The organism is Psychrobacter sp. 1044, from assembly GCF_904846525.1.
Lineage (GTDB): Bacteria > Pseudomonadota > Gammaproteobacteria > Pseudomonadales > Moraxellaceae > Psychrobacter.
Map to the genome: position 1 here is coordinate 36077 of NZ_CAJHAZ010000007.1, position 17013 is coordinate 53089.

The window sequence follows — 17013 nt, forward strand, 5'->3', positions numbered from 1 at the left end:
ATAAATACGACAAGGATTTAGATCATGCGAAATGTTACCGTTGCTACGACTCAAATGGCATGTGGTTGGGATATACAACAAAATATTGCCACTGCGACTGACTTGGTCACCAAAGCCGCCAAAGCGGGTGCCAATATCATTTTGCTACAAGAGTTGTTTGAGACGCCTTACTTCTGCCAAGTTCATGACTTTGATTACTTTGCCCTTGCGACCGCAGTTGAGGATAATGCGGCCATCAATCACTTCAAACGGTTGGCTAAAGACTTAGAAGTGGTATTACCGATTAGCTTTTATGAAAAATCAGGCAATACCTTTTTTAATAGCGTGACCGTGATTGATGCCGATGGCGAGATACTCGGCACTTATCGTAAAACGCATATACCAGATGGCATTCCTTATGCCGAAAAATTCTACTTTACCCCTGGCGATACTGGATTCAAGGTTTGGCAAACCAAGTATGCCAAAATCGGTGTCGGTATTTGCTGGGATCAATGGTTCCCTGAATGCGCTCGTAGCATGGCATTGATGGGTGCAGAAATACTGTTTTATCCGACTGCGATTGGTGATGAGCCAATATTGGACATCGACTCAAAAGGTCATTGGCTGCGCTGTATGCAAGGTCATGCTGCTGCTAATCTCATGCCAGTCGTAGCAGCCAATCGTATTGGCACTGAGACAATTACTCAAAACGGAAACGATAGCGTCATGGCGTTCTATGGTAGCTCGTTTATTACTGATGGCCGCGGTGAGATCATCCAAGAAGCATCTAAAGATAAAGAACAGATACTTAGTACGACTTTTGACTTAGAACAACTGGCTATCGAACGTCAGCAATGGGGCATTTTCCGTGATCGTCGTCCATCGATGTATGGCACGTTGCTGACTCATGGATAAAGTTTGTTAACAAGCAAGCTCACTCGCGCTATCGTCAAATAAGGTGCTCTATATGTCATTATTACCGAACCAATCAATCACTGGCTCAACACCACAACAAGACGGCTTTTACATGCCAGCAGAATTTGAGCCGATACAAAAAATATGGATGGTATGGCCTTACCGTGCTGATAACTGGCGACAGCAAGCCGCTCCTGCTCAGAAATCTTATGCTGATGTTGCATTGGCAATCAACAGATTTTGTGAGGTTGGCGTACTGGTCAATCCTGATAATTATCAATCATGCCGCGATAGTCTACCTGCTGACATCGACGTCATATCCGTGCCCAGCAACGATGCTTGGGCGCGTGATACTGTCCCGACATTTTTAATCAATGATAAAGGCGAGCTACGCGCTTGTGATTGGACATTCAATGCATGGGGCGGCGACTATGACGGACTATACTCGCCATGGGATGACGATGATAAGCTGGCTGAACGCTTATGTGACCATCTAGATATCAAACGCTATCGAACGGATGACTTTGTGATGGAAGGCGGTGCATTTCATGTCGATGGTGAAGGCACCGTTCTGACCACACGTATGTGTTTGCTCAGTCCTGGACGTAACCCACACCTAACCGAAGATCAAATTGAAGACAAGTTAAAAGCCTATCTCAATGTGCAAAAAGTACTGTGGATTGATGACGGTATCGATCCTGACGAAACCACTGGTCATATTGATGATATTGCCTGCTTTGCGCGCCCTGGTGAAGTGGTTTGTTTATACACTGATGATTCTGAGCATCCATTTTATAAAGCAACACAAAAAGCCTATGAGCAGCTCTCAAATATGACCGATGCCAAAGGTCGCCGCCTAAAAGTCCATAAGCTTTGCTGTACCAAGCAACCTATTACTTTACCTGAGAACTATGATATTGAGCAGTCTGATGATGCCAAGGCGCGTCAGACTGGTGATGTTTGTATCGCTTCGTATGCCAATTTTTTAATTTGTAATGAGGCTATCATCGTACCGCAATATGATGATGAAAATGATTCATTAGCCATCGAGCAGCTTGAAAAAGTATTTCCTCAGCATCAAGTAGTGGGAGTACGTACAAAGGAGATTGTCTTTGGCGGTGGTAATATTCACTGTATTACTCAGCAGCAGCCAAAATCATCAATTAAAAGCATTAACTAACATCATCAATTAAAAGCACGCGCATAAAAATATAGACCCAAATGGATTTTGAACCCAATAATATTTTAAAAAAGGACATAGCTATGAGCGATTATCAAGTTAATAACCCAGCCACTGGCGAAGTAGAAGCCACCTACCCTACGGCAACTGAGCAGGACATCCAGAACGCTATTGCACAAGCCGATACCGCTTATCAAGACTGGCGTCAGGTTTCATTGGATGAGCGCAGTACCATACTTCATAAAATTGCCGATATCTATCTTGAACGTCAAGACGAGCTGGCCCGCGTCGTTGCCAATGAGATGGGCAAGCCCGTTGCTCAAGCGAAAGGTGAAATCGGTCTAGTTGCCGATATCTATCGCTATTATGCAGACAACGCTGAGCAGCTACTAGCACCTAGTACCATTGATGTTGATTCAGGGTCAGCTTCGGTAGAAAAACGTCCTGTGGGCGCTCTGTTAGGTATCATGCCGTGGAACTACCCGCACTATCAAGTGGCACGTTTTGTCGCGCCAAACTTTATGGCAGGTAATACCGTTATTCTAAAGCATGCGCCGCAATGTCCTAAGACTGCAGAAGCCATCGCTGATATCCTAAAAGATGCCGGCTTACCTGAGGGTGTCTATAACAATGTGTTTGCTACCAATGAGCAAGCGGCAACAATCATCGAAGACAGCCGCGTACAAGGCGTTTCGCTAACAGGCTCTGAGCGAGCTGGGCAAGCAGTTGCTAAAATAGCAGGCGGCGCGCTGAAAAAAGTCGTGCTAGAGCTTGGCGGTTCAGACGCCTTTATCGTTGCAGCTGATGCGGATATCGAACAAGCTATAAAAGGGGCTATTTCTGGTCGTTTTGGCAATACAGGACAAGCGTGTAATGCTGCCAAACGCCTTATCGTCGTCGAATCTGTTTATGATAAATTCGTTGAAGGGTTTACTAATGCCGTCAGTAACATGACACTCGCTGATCCACTTGATGAAGGTACTTTCATTGGTCCAATGTCTTCAAAGGCAGCCGCAGTTAACTTGCAAGAACAGCTCGATAGCGCCATTCAAGCAGGCGCGACCGTATTGGTCGAAGGTGGCATGATCAAAGACAAGCCGGGTGCGTGGTTTAAGCCTGCGGTATTGACAGATGTAACTGAGTCCATGGCTGTCTACCGTGAAGAGCTATTTGGTCCTGTGGCGGTCGTTTATAAGGCTTGTGATATCGAGCATGCTATTAAAATCGCTAACGACGTACCCTTTGGACTTGGTGCTTCTATCCAAACACAAGATGCTGCGCTAGCCGCTGAGATTGCTGACAAATTAGAAGTCGGTATGGTCACTATCAATGCGCCTTCTGGTAGCGAAGCCAATACCCCGTTTGGCGGCGTTAAACGCTCAGGCTTTGGTCGCGAGCTTGGCACCCTTGGTATCACTGAGTTTTTAAATTATAAATTGATTCGTGATAAGTCGTAATCGACAGAGTCATTTTTAGAATAAAAAAAGCCTAACATTGACTGTTAGGCTTTTTTTGAAAGTTGATGTTATTAAAAAATAACCCATCGAAAAAACTATTGCTTAGGTGGATTGTCTTTTAACCATAATTGATTGACGATTTTTAATTCACGTAGTTCTTCTGCCATAATTGACTCGCTAATACCTGGATACTTCACCCTTGCATAGCCATATAACGCAATGCCTAAGACCGTCCAACCAAAGAAAATCCACCACTCGATAGGGGTTAGTGCGGATGGCATACCTGGCATATACAGCATGAGTATTCCAAAACTTAGCGCAATCGTGACTATGCCAACGAGCTTACCTGCTGGTATTCTAAATGGGCGTACCATATCAGGCTCGCGGTAGCGAAGTACTAAGAATGAGATAGCGACACAGGTATAAGCAATAACGATACCAAAACCACCAGCATCTACGATCCACACCAGCATTTTACGACCAAACAAAGGTGCTAGTGTCGCCAAACCACCGATCAATAAAATGGCATTCGACGGCGTCTTATACTTTGGATGCAGCTTGCTCAAAAATGCGGGCAACATACGTGCTTTTGACATGGCATAGAGTAGTCGGCTACCACCAATCAAAAAGGCGTTCCAGCTTGATAAAATACCCAGCACACCGCCAATGACTAATAAAATACCTGCCCACTTGCCATGCCAAGCATTGGTCATCGCATCCGCAGTGGCGAGCGTTGAGTTTTCGGCTTGTAAGAGTGGCAAGGTCGTGCCAACACTCCAAGCGATACCCACATACCACATTACCGCAACGACAATCGATAAAATCAAAAATTTACCAATATTAGGACGAGTCAGATCAATTTCTTCTGCCGCTTGCGGAATAACGTCAAAGCCGACAAACATAAACGGCACCATGACAATAACGGCCATCATACCGCCAATACCACCGATAAATGCAGGCGCTTGTACTGAGTTTGAGCCTTCAGGATTAAACATGACTGCGCCAATGAACAGCAACGTACCAACAAATAAGATGCCCAATACGGCCGTCTTTTGGAACCACGCACTGACCTCCATACCGCGGATGTTTAGCCAAGTGACGATGACTGAGCCCAGCATCCCAACGCCCACCCAAGTGGCGTAAACATCCCAACCAGCGATGGTCCAGAGATATCCTTGATTGTAATTGGGGATAAAATACTCTACGACTGTCGGCAAGGCAACCGCCTCAAACGCGACCACCGAAAAATACCCAAATAGAATACTCCATGAGCAGATAAAGGAGACATTTACCCCCAGTGCTCTATGCGTATAGGTATGCTCGCCGCCCGTAATCGGCATCGATGCGGCAAGCTCGGCATAAGTCACACCAATAAGTATCACTGCCAAGCCGCCTATCAAGAACGCCAGCATTGCGCCCCACGTCCCCGCAGATAAAATCCAACCACCAGCCAAGACTACCCAGCCCCAACCAACCATAGCACCGAATGCTAAGGCGATAATATCTAGCGTCCCTAACGATTTTTTTAATTCAGACATAACCTGCTCCTTGTCTGTGTGTCATCCGTGTTAACCCTTGACGGTCACACTATCTTTTGTTTAGTGGGATAGTACCCATCATAATTATCATATATACCTTTTGATCGAAGCTGTTCGGCACTACTTGTTTACTATTCAAATAGTACAAACAGCAACGGCGTCTTGACTTGCAAGGCGCCGTTGTAAAAAATGTACTCAAAGCGAGTGCCATATGGGCAATCTTGCTGTGCTATTAAAGATAACCTTCTAACCAAGATCGAGGCTTGATTAAAAGTGATGTATTTCACTATAAATAAATACTGAATACTTATTAAGCAGTTAGGATACCTTTGATAATATCTAGACCTTCTTGGAGCACTTCATCTTCAACCGTCAATGGCACCATCACGCGAATGGCATTGCCATACATACCGCAAGACGCTAATAATAAACCTTGCTCAAATGATTTTGCTTTTAGGTTAGTCGTCGCTTCCACATCAGGCTTGCCATCACTATCGATTAATTCAAACGCGAGCATCGCGCCTTTATGGCGAATATGACCGATACTACTTAAGTTTAAGCCCTTTAAGAAAGCTTCGATTTTGTCGCCAATCTCAATACTGCGCTCAAGTAGGTTTTCTTCTTCGATGACTTCCATGACAGCGAGTGCAGCCACACAAGCCAGTGGATTACCAGAGTATGTACCGCCCAAACCGCCTACCTGCGGTGCATCCATGATATCGGCGCGACCGATAACCGCAGAGATAGGATAACCACCCGCCAAGCTCTTGGCACTGGTCATTAAATCAGGCTCAACGCCCAACTGCTCGGTGGCAAACAACGTACCCGTACGGGCAAAACCACACTGCACTTCATCAAAAATCAAGACAATACCATGTTCGTCGCAGATATCGCGTAGAGATTTGGCAAATGATGGGGTGACTTGATGAAAACCACCCTCGCCTTGTACTGGCTCGATAATCATCGCCGCCACTTCGCTAGGATCGATATCCGCTTGGAAAATCATCTCAAGGCTATGCAGCGCTTGTGCTTCTGTGACATTCAACTCTTCAGCTGGGAATAGCGCATGGAATACAGGGCCTGGCATTGGACCAAAGTTCTTTTTGTACGGCAGCACTTTACCCGTCAAACTCATGCACATTAAAGTACGACCGTGCCAACCACCAACGAAAGAGATGATACCTGGGCGACCAGTTTTCGCACGAGCAATCTTAATACAGTTTTCGACCGCTTCTGCACCAGTCGTTAAAAAGAAGGCTTTTTTCTCACCGCTGATAGGTGCTTTTTCACAAAGTTTTTCAGCAAGATCCACATAGCATTCGTAGTTGATCATTTGTGCCGCAGTATGGGTAAACTTGTCAAGTTGCTCATGCACGCGCTGGGTAATTTTTGGATGGCTGTGACCAGTATTCAGTACTGAGATACCACCAACGAAGTCAATATAACGATTGCCTTCAACATCCCAAACTTCTGAGTTTTTGGCTTTTTCTGCAAAGATAGGATAGGCAACGCCAAGTCCTGTTGGTAACACAGCTTTACGGCGCTCAAGTAGTGATTTATTGGTAGTCGTCATGGGAATGTCCTTTTCTTTATTTTTAACATAAGTGCCAATGATTGAATGGCGGTTTTGAGGAATGGTTTATCTAATAGTTAACAATTATTAATTGCTAGCTATAGAGGGGATTCATGGTGCTGAATCCCGTTCGATACGGTGTGACAATTAAAACCTTAAAAGAGAGCGTATGTCGCTAAACGGTTAGCTGACGTCAGAGCACCAGTATTTGGTCACGACATATTCTTCAATGCCGTATTTTGAGCCTTCGCGGCCAAAGCCAGACTGCTTGACACCGCCAAATGGGGCGACCTCGGTAGAAATCAGACCAGTATTATGACCAATAATGCCGTACTCAAGACCTTCGGTAACGCGCCATGAGCGCGCATAACTGCCACTATAGAAGTAAGCCGCTAAGCCATAAATCGTGTCGTTGGCTTGACGAATAACGTCTGCTTCGTCTTTAAAGGTAAAGATAGTGGCAATAGGGCCAAAGATTTCTTCGTGCGCGATATCCATCTCAGCACTGATATCGGTAATGACCGTTGGATTGTAAGTAAGCTCTGAGGCGTCATTGGTGCTGCCGCCAGCGATAAGCGTCGCGCCTTTGTCTAAAGCATCTTTAAGTAGCGCTTGCACTTTTTCTAGCGCCTTTTGATTAATCAAAGGACCAATATCCACGCCTTCATCCATACCGTTACCGACATTTAGTTCAGCGACTTTTTTCACAAACACATCTAAGAATTCATCTTTAATGCTGTCTTGCACATAGACACGGTTGGCACAAACACAAGTTTGACCAGCGTTACGATATTTAGAAGCAATTAAGCCTTCAGCCGCTTTTTCTAGATCAGCGTCATCAAAGACGATAAATGGCGCATTACCGCCCAGCTCTAATGACAGTTTTTTGATGGTTGTCGCACATTGAGCCATCAAGGTACGACCGACTTCGGTAGAGCCTGTGAATGAAAGCTTATGAATGCGTGCATCGCCCGTTAGGATATCGCCGATAGTTGATGATTTGCCGGTCACTACTTGGATAACGCCTGCTGGAATACCTGCTTGCTCAGCCAGTGCAGCAAGTGCTAACGCAGAAAATGGCGTTTCAGTCGCAGGTTTAATAATCATGGTACAGCCTGCTGCCAATGCTGGTGCGGCTTTACGGGTAATCATCGCTGCTGGGAAATTCCAAGGCGTGATCGCCGCACAGACACCAACGGGCTGCTTGAGTACCACATGGCGCAGTTGTGACTGATTGGCAGGGATAACATCGCCATAAACACGCTTGCCTTCTTCGGCAAACCAGCGGATAAAGCTATTGGCATAGCCCACTTCACCGCGCGACTCGTTTAGAGGTTTGCCTTGCTCAGCGGTCATAATGATAGCCAAGTCTTCTTTATTGGCATCGATGAGGTCTGCCCACTTTTGTAGTAGCTCAGCACGCTCTTTCGGGGTTTTGGCTGCCCAAAGGATCTGGGCTTCATGAGAGGCGGTAACCGTGTCGTTCACATCGTCGGTCGTTAGGCTTGGTACCGTACCGATGATATCGCCGTTGAAAGGATTGCTCACATCAATAGTCGAGTCATCACTAGCGGCATGCCAGCCATCTTTGATGAAACACTGCTGTTTAAGTAGATCTGGGTTCGATAGCTGTAGCGTAGACTGTGACAGTTGTGACATTGTGACGCTCCTTGTCAATTGAGGTTTGCAAATAGGATTCGCAGATTTATAGCGATAAGTGAATAACAATAAATAGAAGGTTATGATTTAAATAATTATTGATAACTTGCTAAGTGTTCAATATACTGAACTTCTATTCTACATATGAGACATCATTATAAGAATGATAGCCAGCCATTTGCAACCCCTATTCTCATTTTAATGATAATTTATCGCGTTATTTTTATATTGTCTCAATTCTACTGACTTTTATAGGTTCCTTATGAGCTCAACTGCCGTTCCTGCCTTGGACAAAACCTTTCAGATTTTAGATTTAATTACTGATAGCTCACAGCCTTTAACGGCAGCTCATATTGCGAAAGAGCTCAATCTACCACGTAGCTCAACCCACAATATTTTGCAAAGTCTTTTGACCAAGCATGTCATCTATAAAGACAGCGATAGCCGCTTTCATTTAGGCTCTTATTTGATGTATTGGGCGGGTAAGTATGAGCAGCAGCAAGGCGTCATCCAGTTATTTAAAGACCTTATTGTCCAGTATCCGATTCTTCTTCAGCATACAGTCACCTTATCTAAGCTTGATTTAGGTGAAGTGGTGTTTTTAGCCTGTCATGAAGCGCCTGCCCCGCTTGGCTTTACCTTTCGCGCTGGCGTTCGCGTACCAGCGGTATTCTCTGCCACGGGCAAAGCCATGCTTTCAACCTTCTCTATGGACAGTATAAAATCTATCTACGCTACCGGTTTCCCCGCACCTATTACCCAACACGGTGTTGATAACTTTAGCGATTTGTCCACCGAGTTGACCGCCATTCAAAACAGTCGCATCTCACTCGATGATGGGCAACTTCGCGAAGGGATGTATTGTTTGGGTACTTATATTCGCAATGCGTCAGGCAATGCCGTTGCGGGTATGGCGGTTAGCTTTTTGCAAGGCGAATATGAGTCCAAGCGTGCTGAGGTCAGCGCAGTATTGATTGAATTGGCGCAGCAAATTGAGCAGCGTTTGGGTTTTATCGATAATAAATAAAGTTAAAACGCTGCTAGTTTCTTGCTTACTTCAAACTCTTTCAGTTATTTTGGTGATAACTGTTAATCTTCTGAAATAAGCCCTGATAAAAATGCTTGCAAATTGTCATTGAGCTTTTGCAAGTAATAACCGCCCTCGACTAAAACAATCAGTGGTTTATTTAGCGCTTTCATCTTTTGTGCTAGTACCTTAAATCCTTTCGTACTCACCGCACATCTCGCTTCTGGGTCGTTCTCATAAACATCAAAACCTAAGACATGCACAATGACATCAGGGTCAAATAGCGTCATCGCTTCGATAGATTTATCAACATACTCAAAAAACCCAGCTTCATCGGTGCCATGTGGCATCGGGAAGTTAATGTTATAGCCTTCACCCTCGCCCACGCCTCTTTCAAACGCATGCCCTGTCACGGCGGGATAGAAGTTAACGGGGTCACCGTGAACCGAGGTATAAAGAACATCGCTGCGATCATAAAATATCTCTTGAATACCTTGTCCGTGGTGCATGTCGGTGTCTATGATGGCGATTTTTTCGTATTTTTGCCGCAGATGTTCAGCGATGATGGCTGCATTATTTAGATAGCAAAATCCGCCAGCGGCGCTTTTGCGAGCATGATGACCAGGAGGCCGTGAGAAGCAAAGCTGTATATGACTTTCGGCACGCTCGGTATCTGACAAATCATCGTTCAGCAATGCTTCAGCCGCATTGAGTGCAGTCTGCGCAGACCAATAAATAGATGTCCAAGAATGCTCGCTGATAGGCGCGCTATCATCCGCTTGATACTTTGCTGCTTTTGCCATGATACCGATACCGGGATTGTCATACGGCAAAAAAATCCCCGTCTGTACCTGCGCGCCCAAGTCTTCCTCGACTGCTATCCAGTCATCATAGCCATGTTTGAGAAACTCAACGTAACCAAAATCGTGAACCGCTAATATAGGCCCAATGCCAATATCGGTAACGGTCGTCACCTCTAACCCTAACGCTGCTGGTGCTTTTAAGAACTCAACCATACGCTCTGGTATCTCTAACGGCTCATGCATCTTTCCATAAGAAAAATAAGGGAGTGGTCTGTGCAGGCTTAGGTTTTCATGGCTATATATTTTCATGCTCAACATTCCTTTGTTTAACATTTTTTCCAATGGCGCTTTTTTTGATGCTTAACTAAACAATTCCATCGGCTTTAAGCTTGGCTATCATGTCGCTGTCATAGCCCAAATCAGCAAGCGTACTATCGGTATGCTCGCTCAACTTCGGTGGCGGTGACCGATAAGTGACGGGTGATGCAGATAGTTTGATTGGACTACCAAGTGCTCTTACCGGACTGCCTTGCGTGGCAAAATCAACCACCATCTCACGTGCCAGCGCTTGCGGCATTGCCAAGGCTTCAGCGACATTATGAATCGCTCCGCATGGGATACCTGCTTGATCTAACACCTCCAACCAATAAGTACGTGGTTGCTCGACAAATTTCTTACTCAGCTCAGCGCACAGTAGCTCACGATTGGCAACGCGTTGTGGATTGGTCATAAAACACTTGTCGATATGCCAATCAACTGCAAGCACATTGCACAGTTTGGCAAACTGACTGTCATTGCCGCAAGCTAAAATAAAATGCTGCTCGCCCTCGCCAGCAAACACTTGATAAGGCACGATATTAGGATGCTGGTTACCGAGTCTTGGCGGTACCCTGCCTGATGCCAAATGATTCATACCAACATTAGCCAGCATGGCAAGCGCACTATCAAGCAATGCCACATCGACATGTTGCCCAACTCCAGTATGCTGTCGAGCTATTAATGCTGCTTGAATACCAATGGTCAGCTGTAAACCTGCAAACAAATCAACAACTGCCACGCCAACCTTATGCGGTTCGCCATCGCTCGGACCCGTAATACTCATCAAGCCTGATAGACCTTGAATAATATAGTCATAACCGGGGCGCTTGGCATCTGGTCCTGTCTGACCAAAACCCGTCAATGAGGCATAAATTAGGCGCGGATTGTCTTGTTTCAGACTGTCATAATCTAAGCCGTACTTCTTAAGACCGCCAACTTTAAAGTTCTCAACCACAATATCGCTGTTAGCGATAAGCTGCTTGATAATGGTTTGCCCTGCAGGGGTATTAATATCGACGGTGAGGGATTTTTTATTGCGGTTAATGGTGGCGTAATAAGCGGAGGTGTCATCGCTGAATGTTGGCGGTGCCCAATGACGTGTTTCATCACCGATATCTGGACGCTCAACCTTGATAACGTCGGCACCCAAATCGGCGAGTATTTGAGTGCAAGAAGGACCGGCTAATACTCTCGATAAGTCGAGCACTTTGATACCTTGTAATGCGCCTTTTGCCATGTCAGTCATAATACTCCCTTATTATGTAACCTATTGTTTGATAAAAAATTGCTATGCATCATTTATCTTTTAATGCTTTAAATGCTTTAAATAATAGACAATGATAAATAAATGATGGATAAATGATGGATAACAACAATGCATAACAACGATGTATAAAAATCAGAAACGCACGCTACTGTCTATAACAGCTTATTAAAAAGCCAAACAGTAACGTACGTTTATGGTGTAGAAACTAGCTAATATCTATTAGCTAATGCTTATTAATTAACAACAATTAATAAAACGCTTGAATGCCAGTCTGCGCACGTCCTAAGATGAGCGCATGAATATCGTGCGTCCCTTCATAGGTGTTCACCGCCTCTAGGTTCATAACATGACGAATAATGTGGAACTCATCAGAGATACCATTACCACCATGCATATCACGAGAAACACGTGCGATATCTAGCGCTTTACCACAGTTATTACGCTTAATAAGTGAGATCATCTCAGGCGCCGCATTGTCTTCATCCATCAGACGACCAACACGTAGCGCTGCTTGCAGACCCAAAGCGATTTCTGTTTGCATATTGGCAAGTTTCAGCTGTACCAATTGCGTCGCAGCTAACGGACGACCAAATTGCTTACGGTCTAGCGTGTACTGGCGTGCTGCTTTCCAGCAGAATTCAGCTGCCCCCATCGCGCCCCATGCGATACCGTAACGGGCTTTATTTAAGCAGCCAAACGGTCCTTTTAGACCACGGATATCTGGGAAAGCATTGGCTTCAGGGACGAATACTTTGTCCATGACAATCTCACCCGTGACTGATGCACGTAATGAGAATTTGCCTTCAATTTTCGGTGCGGACAGCCCTTTTATACCTTTATCTAAGATAAAACCACGAATCTCACCAGCATCATCTTTTGCCCAAACGACAAACACATCAGCGATAGGACTGTTGGTAATCCACATCTTATTACCCGTCAGCTCATAACCGCCGTCAACTGCACGCGCTCGTGTCGACATCGACGCAGGATCTGAGCCTGAATCTGGCTCCGTCAGACCAAAACAGCCAACATATTCGCCAGTTGCAAGCTTGGGCAAATATCTCTCTCTTTGTTCCTCAGTACCGTACGCCCAAATAGGATGCATGACCAAGCTTGATTGCACACTCATCGCTGAGCGGTAGCCTGAGTCAACGGCTTCTATTTCCTTAGCAACTAAACCGTAGGCAACATGTGATAATCCAGCGCAGCCATAACCTTCAATGGTCATGCCAAGCAAACCCATTTCACCCATTTGACGCATGATATTACGGTCAAAATTCTCATTGCGATTGGCTTCAACAATACCAGGCATCAGCTCTTTTTGAAAAAACTGGCGAGCGCTGTCCGTTACCATACGCTCTTCGTCAGTCAGCTGATCGCGCAATAAAAAAGGATCTTCCCAGTCAAAACTTGGACGCGTAGATGTTGCCATGTGGATCTCCTTGATATCAGTCATCCTGACCGACGAGTAGTAATTAATGAGTAAATTGACTTAATAGGTTATTGACTTACCAATTCCGCTGTGCGAAACTTAGTTTCATAATTTAAATCCATTAAACCAAAGTTTCGGGTCGCTGTAAACCTTTATCAAATAAAATGAGCATAAAATGACAAAAAATATATCAGCAGCTCTACCATTACTGACTCGAATGAATAGCATCCTTGAGAAGAGTAAAGATGATAATGACAGACAATTCGTCACTGCATTGGGGCGTGGACTGACTCTGTTATCAGCATTTGAGCATCATGAGCAGCTGAGTCATCAACAGTTATGTCAAATGACCGGACTGCCAAAAGCGACCATCACGCGTCTGATTCATACCTTGATGACACTTGGATTTTTGCGCATTACGGAACACGGACAGTATCAATTGGGCAGTAGTGCGGTGCGACTTAGCGCCACTGCATGGAGTCGTCACGATATGGTCGCAGCAGCTGAGCCGTTACTGCGACAGTTTGCGAGTAATAATCAGGTATCAGTAAACTTGGCAACCGAGGTCGAAGGAGAAATGCGCTATCATGCTTGCTGTCGTAGCCCTGCTCGCCTATCGGTCAATTTGCAAGTTGGCTCAGCAGTACCCGTCGCTCGCACCGCTATTGGACGCGCTTTTTATGCGTCTAGCTCGCCAGCGAGACAGGCTGTCATTGACAGTAATTTAAAAGAGCATTTATCTACAGAGGATTATAAGCATGCGCAGTCTGCTCTATCTAAAGCAGCAGAGCATTATAAAGCGCATGGCTATACGGTATCAGATGGTGAATTCTCTACAGATATATTGGCAGTGGCCGTTGGAGTCTTTGATGTTGCGACTGGGCAATATGCTTATTCGCTCAATGCCAGTGTGCCGAGTGCCAACTGGGAATCAGAAGAATATGCAGCGATGATTGTGCCAAAATTGCAGGCGTTGGCTGAGCGGATTGGTGGTGGGGTTTAAAAGAGAACAAATGATAAATCTATAGTACAAGCATCTTGGCTTAGTCGATGGGTTTTGTCTTATGAAAGATGCTTTATTTTAGCTCATCAAACTTCAAACCAAACTTCAGCAGATACTTACGCAATCTATCGCTATCGTTCGGGCTTTTTAGCTTATCGCGTGAGTTGGCATACAGATAGCGCCCAGCCGCCGCTTGATTTTTATGGTTAATACACACCTCAATCACATACGCCAGTTGCACTGCATCAAACGGATCAATAGTCGCCAGCATATCTTCATCAAGATATTGGCGTAAAACGTTATGGCTACCCTGCTCGATGGTTTCACTATCTAGAGTAGTATCGGGGCTATTATTGCTTGGGCTATTTTTAGTCCTGCCATTACCGCCATTTAAGCTATCAGAGCCATTCAAACTATCAGGTAACGCCCAAAGATGCGTTAAGCGTTCAATCTCCGCTTGCACATCATCATTGCGAATAACTTTACTCTCAGCAAGTGTAGTCAGACGAATCATACTGGCAGTCAAATCACGAAAATTGCCTTGCCATGTCGCATCCGCACTCATCGCAAAAGATTCATACAACTGCCTTGCTTCTGGGGTAAATCGATAGTGCTGCTGTTGCTCGTTACCCAAGCGCGCTAGCTCATAATCGATATTGGCAGGTAAGTCCTCTAACCTGTCTTTGAGTGATGGCAAAAAGAACGTCCATGTATTAAGACGCGCAAACAAATCCGCTCGAAACTCGCCATTAGCGACCGCTTGCCGCAAGTCTTTATTGGTGCCTGCCATTAGCTGAAACGATACGCTAATCGGCGTATCACTACCGAGCGGGTAAAAGCATTGTTCCTCAAGTGCGGTCAATAGCATTGCTTGCTCATCAAGCCCTAATTCGCCGATTTCATCTAAGAATAATAATCCACCATCGGCTGATTTTAGCAGGCCATCACGGCTCGTCGCAGCTCCCGTAAATGCACCTTTGACATGACCGAATAGCACACTCATGGCAGTGTCACCACGTAGCGTGGCGCAGTTGACCTCGACGAATTGTTCAAGCGTGTTTTTGCCTTGTGTACTGTTAGCTTTGGCTTTTTTGAGCGCGTAGATTTGGCCTGCCAGTTGCGACTTGCCCGCCCCTGTTGCGCCCATTAATAATATGGGTGCGGTTGATCGGGTGGCGACTTTTTCAATATCGGAGATGAGCTTTTGATAAGCGGCGTTTTGGGTGACTAGGTTGGCTTGCAAGGTCTGCCAATGTTGCTGCTTTTCTGCCTCAAAACGCTCGCGCAAGCCATCGTAGCGCGAGACGTCTAGATCGATCACTTGATAGCGCCCTTGCGGATCGGCTTGGTCAGGTCTTGGGCAAGGCGAGGTCTGAATCAAATCAGCTGGTATAAAGCCTGCTTCTACCAACAAGAACCAGCAAATCTGCGCCACATGCGTACCTGTGGTCAGATGCAGCAAGTAGTCGGTACTGTCCTGAAAATCAAACCCTGCTGCAAAGTCATACAGCTCAGCATAAACATCGGCAAAATCCCATGGACTGGTCAAAGCCACATGATGACCAATAACGGTAGTGTTCGGACTAACTTGTGCCACGTCATCGACAATTATTTTAAACAGGCGCTTATCGCGCTTGCTATATAAGATATGCAGCTCATCAACGAGCAGCTCATCATGCAACCCTAGACTCACTGTTGGACGCCATCTTTGCCAACGCTTATCATTAAAACCATTGTCTAAAGTAGTGCCGAGGAAGCCGATGACGGCGGTTTTATTCATCATTAGTTAGGTCACTCTCATATCTTTTTAAAGCCAATGACCTGACTATTTTTTTTCGCGCACTAGGCATAATCTCCCAGAATATATCCATCGGATCGCCTAATAATCTTATATATTCAAGAGCTAATAATTGAATTTTAATATTCTCAAAGTCTATTATATCTATTGAAACAATATCAAAATCATCCGGATATTTAGAAGCTATATAACTTGTGAAATTTGCATGAATAGCTCTTTCAGGATAAGGCTGTAAAACTTTAGGAACAATAAACTTTAGTATTTCATTCCATGAAATATAGTACTCTAACTTTACTTTTTCTCTTTTACCTCCTCTATTAACGTTATGTCTAATACTAATAGTCAAAATATCCTCACCTTGAGCTAAGTCTAATATTTCAGTATTATTTGCTTGTAAAACCTGAACCTGTTTTTCAAGCTCATCTTTTTCTTGTCTAAGTTTATTCAGTTGCTTTAATAAATCAGTATTATCAGTTGCTTCATTTCCTCTTATCCATCCAACAGCTGGATAAGTTTTAATCGTTTTGGGCAAACTAAGCGCAACTAAACCAGATAACTCTTTTGCATCATCCCAAAATTTTACCAAACGATTAGTCGTTACCTTCTCTCTAAAAATTTGTAGTTTTTGTCGTGCTTCAGAATCCATTTCGACTTTTTCAACCGCTAATTTTTCAGGACTACCGTGAACTAACGCAACAACCTTAATGCCTTGTTTAATTGCGTAGTCATACTCCATTTCTGTATAGCTAATACCTTTTTCAGACAAACTGCCGTATCGACCACCTACGATAAGTAGGTAGTAATCACTATCATCAATAACCTTTTTTATGAATTCAAACTGCTCTTCATCTAGAGCAGGAAACAACTCCATCCCAGCTGGTATACAGTCCATTTCCATAAGTGTTTGAATAACATTGCTTCTCTCATCTTGTAAGTCTGCAAATGTAGAACTCACAAATACTTGGTATCTCTTATCCATATACGACGACCTTTTATAGTTAACTTTCTATATTTTTATAAAATATCATATTTTTAGAAATTATTTTCATTATATCTCATATTGA

13 protein-coding genes are annotated in these 17013 nt (G+C 44.6%); 5 read left to right on the top strand and 8 right to left on the bottom strand.

The window, feature by feature from the left end:
- Positions 1-21 precede the first annotated feature (21 nt).
- From aguB to JMX82_RS06175, 3 genes are all read left to right on the top strand, one after another.
- Positions 22-894, top strand: coding sequence for an N-carbamoylputrescine amidase (gene aguB, locus JMX82_RS06165; RefSeq protein ID WP_201539976.1), 873 nt, complete (start codon positions 22-24; stop codon positions 892-894).
- A 52-nt stretch (positions 895-946) separates the two neighbouring features.
- Positions 947-2074 (top strand): agmatine deiminase, encoded by a 1128-nt coding sequence (aguA, locus tag JMX82_RS06170; protein ID WP_201539888.1) that lies wholly within the window; start codon positions 947-949, stop codon positions 2072-2074.
- 83 nt (positions 2075-2157) lie between these two features.
- Entirely contained in the window at positions 2158-3531 is a 1374-nt protein-coding gene (locus JMX82_RS06175) for an NAD-dependent succinate-semialdehyde dehydrogenase (RefSeq protein WP_201539889.1), read from the top strand.
- Positions 3532-3626: 95 nt separating this feature from the next.
- Here JMX82_RS06175 and JMX82_RS06180 read toward each other — a convergent pair whose 3' ends face one another.
- The 3 genes from JMX82_RS06180 to JMX82_RS06190 form a co-directional block, all read right to left on the bottom strand.
- Positions 3627-5069: an APC family permease gene (locus tag JMX82_RS06180; RefSeq protein WP_201539890.1), complete on the bottom strand. Its 1443-nt coding sequence runs from the start codon at positions 5067-5069 to the stop codon at positions 3627-3629.
- 310 nt (positions 5070-5379) lie between these two features.
- Positions 5380-6642 carry a 4-aminobutyrate--2-oxoglutarate transaminase gene (gene gabT, locus JMX82_RS06185; RefSeq protein WP_193837042.1) on the bottom strand — a complete coding sequence of 421 codons (1263 nt, stop codon included), beginning with the start codon at positions 6640-6642 and terminating at the stop codon, positions 5380-5382.
- Positions 6643-6825: 183 nt separating this feature from the next.
- On the bottom strand, positions 6826-8301 hold the full coding sequence (locus tag JMX82_RS06190; protein WP_201539891.1) for an NAD-dependent succinate-semialdehyde dehydrogenase: 1476 nt from the start codon (positions 8299-8301) through the stop codon (positions 6826-6828).
- A gap of 262 nt (positions 8302-8563) precedes the next feature.
- On the opposite strand from JMX82_RS06190, the gene JMX82_RS06195 reads away from it, so the two are divergent.
- Positions 8564-9328 (top strand): IclR family transcriptional regulator, encoded by a 765-nt coding sequence (locus tag JMX82_RS06195; RefSeq protein WP_055123914.1) that lies wholly within the window; start codon positions 8564-8566, stop codon positions 9326-9328.
- A gap of 62 nt (positions 9329-9390) precedes the next feature.
- On the opposite strand, the gene JMX82_RS06200 is transcribed toward JMX82_RS06195, so the two are convergent.
- From JMX82_RS06200 to JMX82_RS06210, 3 genes are all read right to left on the bottom strand, one after another.
- Entirely contained in the window at positions 9391-10440 is a 1050-nt protein-coding gene (locus tag JMX82_RS06200) for a histone deacetylase family protein (RefSeq protein WP_201539892.1), read from the bottom strand.
- Between the two features lie 55 nt (positions 10441-10495).
- The gene (locus JMX82_RS06205) at positions 10496-11695 is read right to left on the bottom strand and encodes a CaiB/BaiF CoA transferase family protein (protein WP_201539893.1); all 1200 of its coding nucleotides are present in this window, start codon (positions 11693-11695) and stop codon (positions 10496-10498) included.
- A 268-nt stretch (positions 11696-11963) separates the two neighbouring features.
- Positions 11964-13148, bottom strand: a complete 1185-nt coding sequence (locus tag JMX82_RS06210) for an acyl-CoA dehydrogenase (RefSeq protein ID WP_201539894.1) — start codon at positions 13146-13148, stop codon at positions 11964-11966.
- 175 nt (positions 13149-13323) lie between these two features.
- Between JMX82_RS06210 and JMX82_RS06215 the strand changes: the two genes are divergently transcribed.
- A complete protein-coding gene (locus JMX82_RS06215; protein WP_201539895.1) occupies positions 13324-14151 on the top strand; it encodes an IclR family transcriptional regulator in 828 nt (275 codons plus the stop codon).
- A 73-nt stretch (positions 14152-14224) separates the two neighbouring features.
- Here the strand turns inward: JMX82_RS06215 and rtcR are convergent, their stop codons facing one another.
- Both rtcR and JMX82_RS06225 read right to left on the bottom strand, forming a co-directional pair.
- On the bottom strand, positions 14225-15934 hold the full coding sequence (gene rtcR, locus JMX82_RS06220; protein ID WP_201539896.1) for an RNA repair transcriptional activator RtcR: 1710 nt from the start codon (positions 15932-15934) through the stop codon (positions 14225-14227).
- The gene (locus JMX82_RS06225; protein WP_201539897.1) at positions 15924-16928 is read right to left on the bottom strand and encodes a DUF4062 domain-containing protein; all 1005 of its coding nucleotides are present in this window, start codon (positions 16926-16928) and stop codon (positions 15924-15926) included. The genes rtcR and JMX82_RS06225 overlap by 11 nt, the downstream gene beginning before the upstream one ends.
- Positions 16929-17013: the final 85 nt, after the last annotated feature.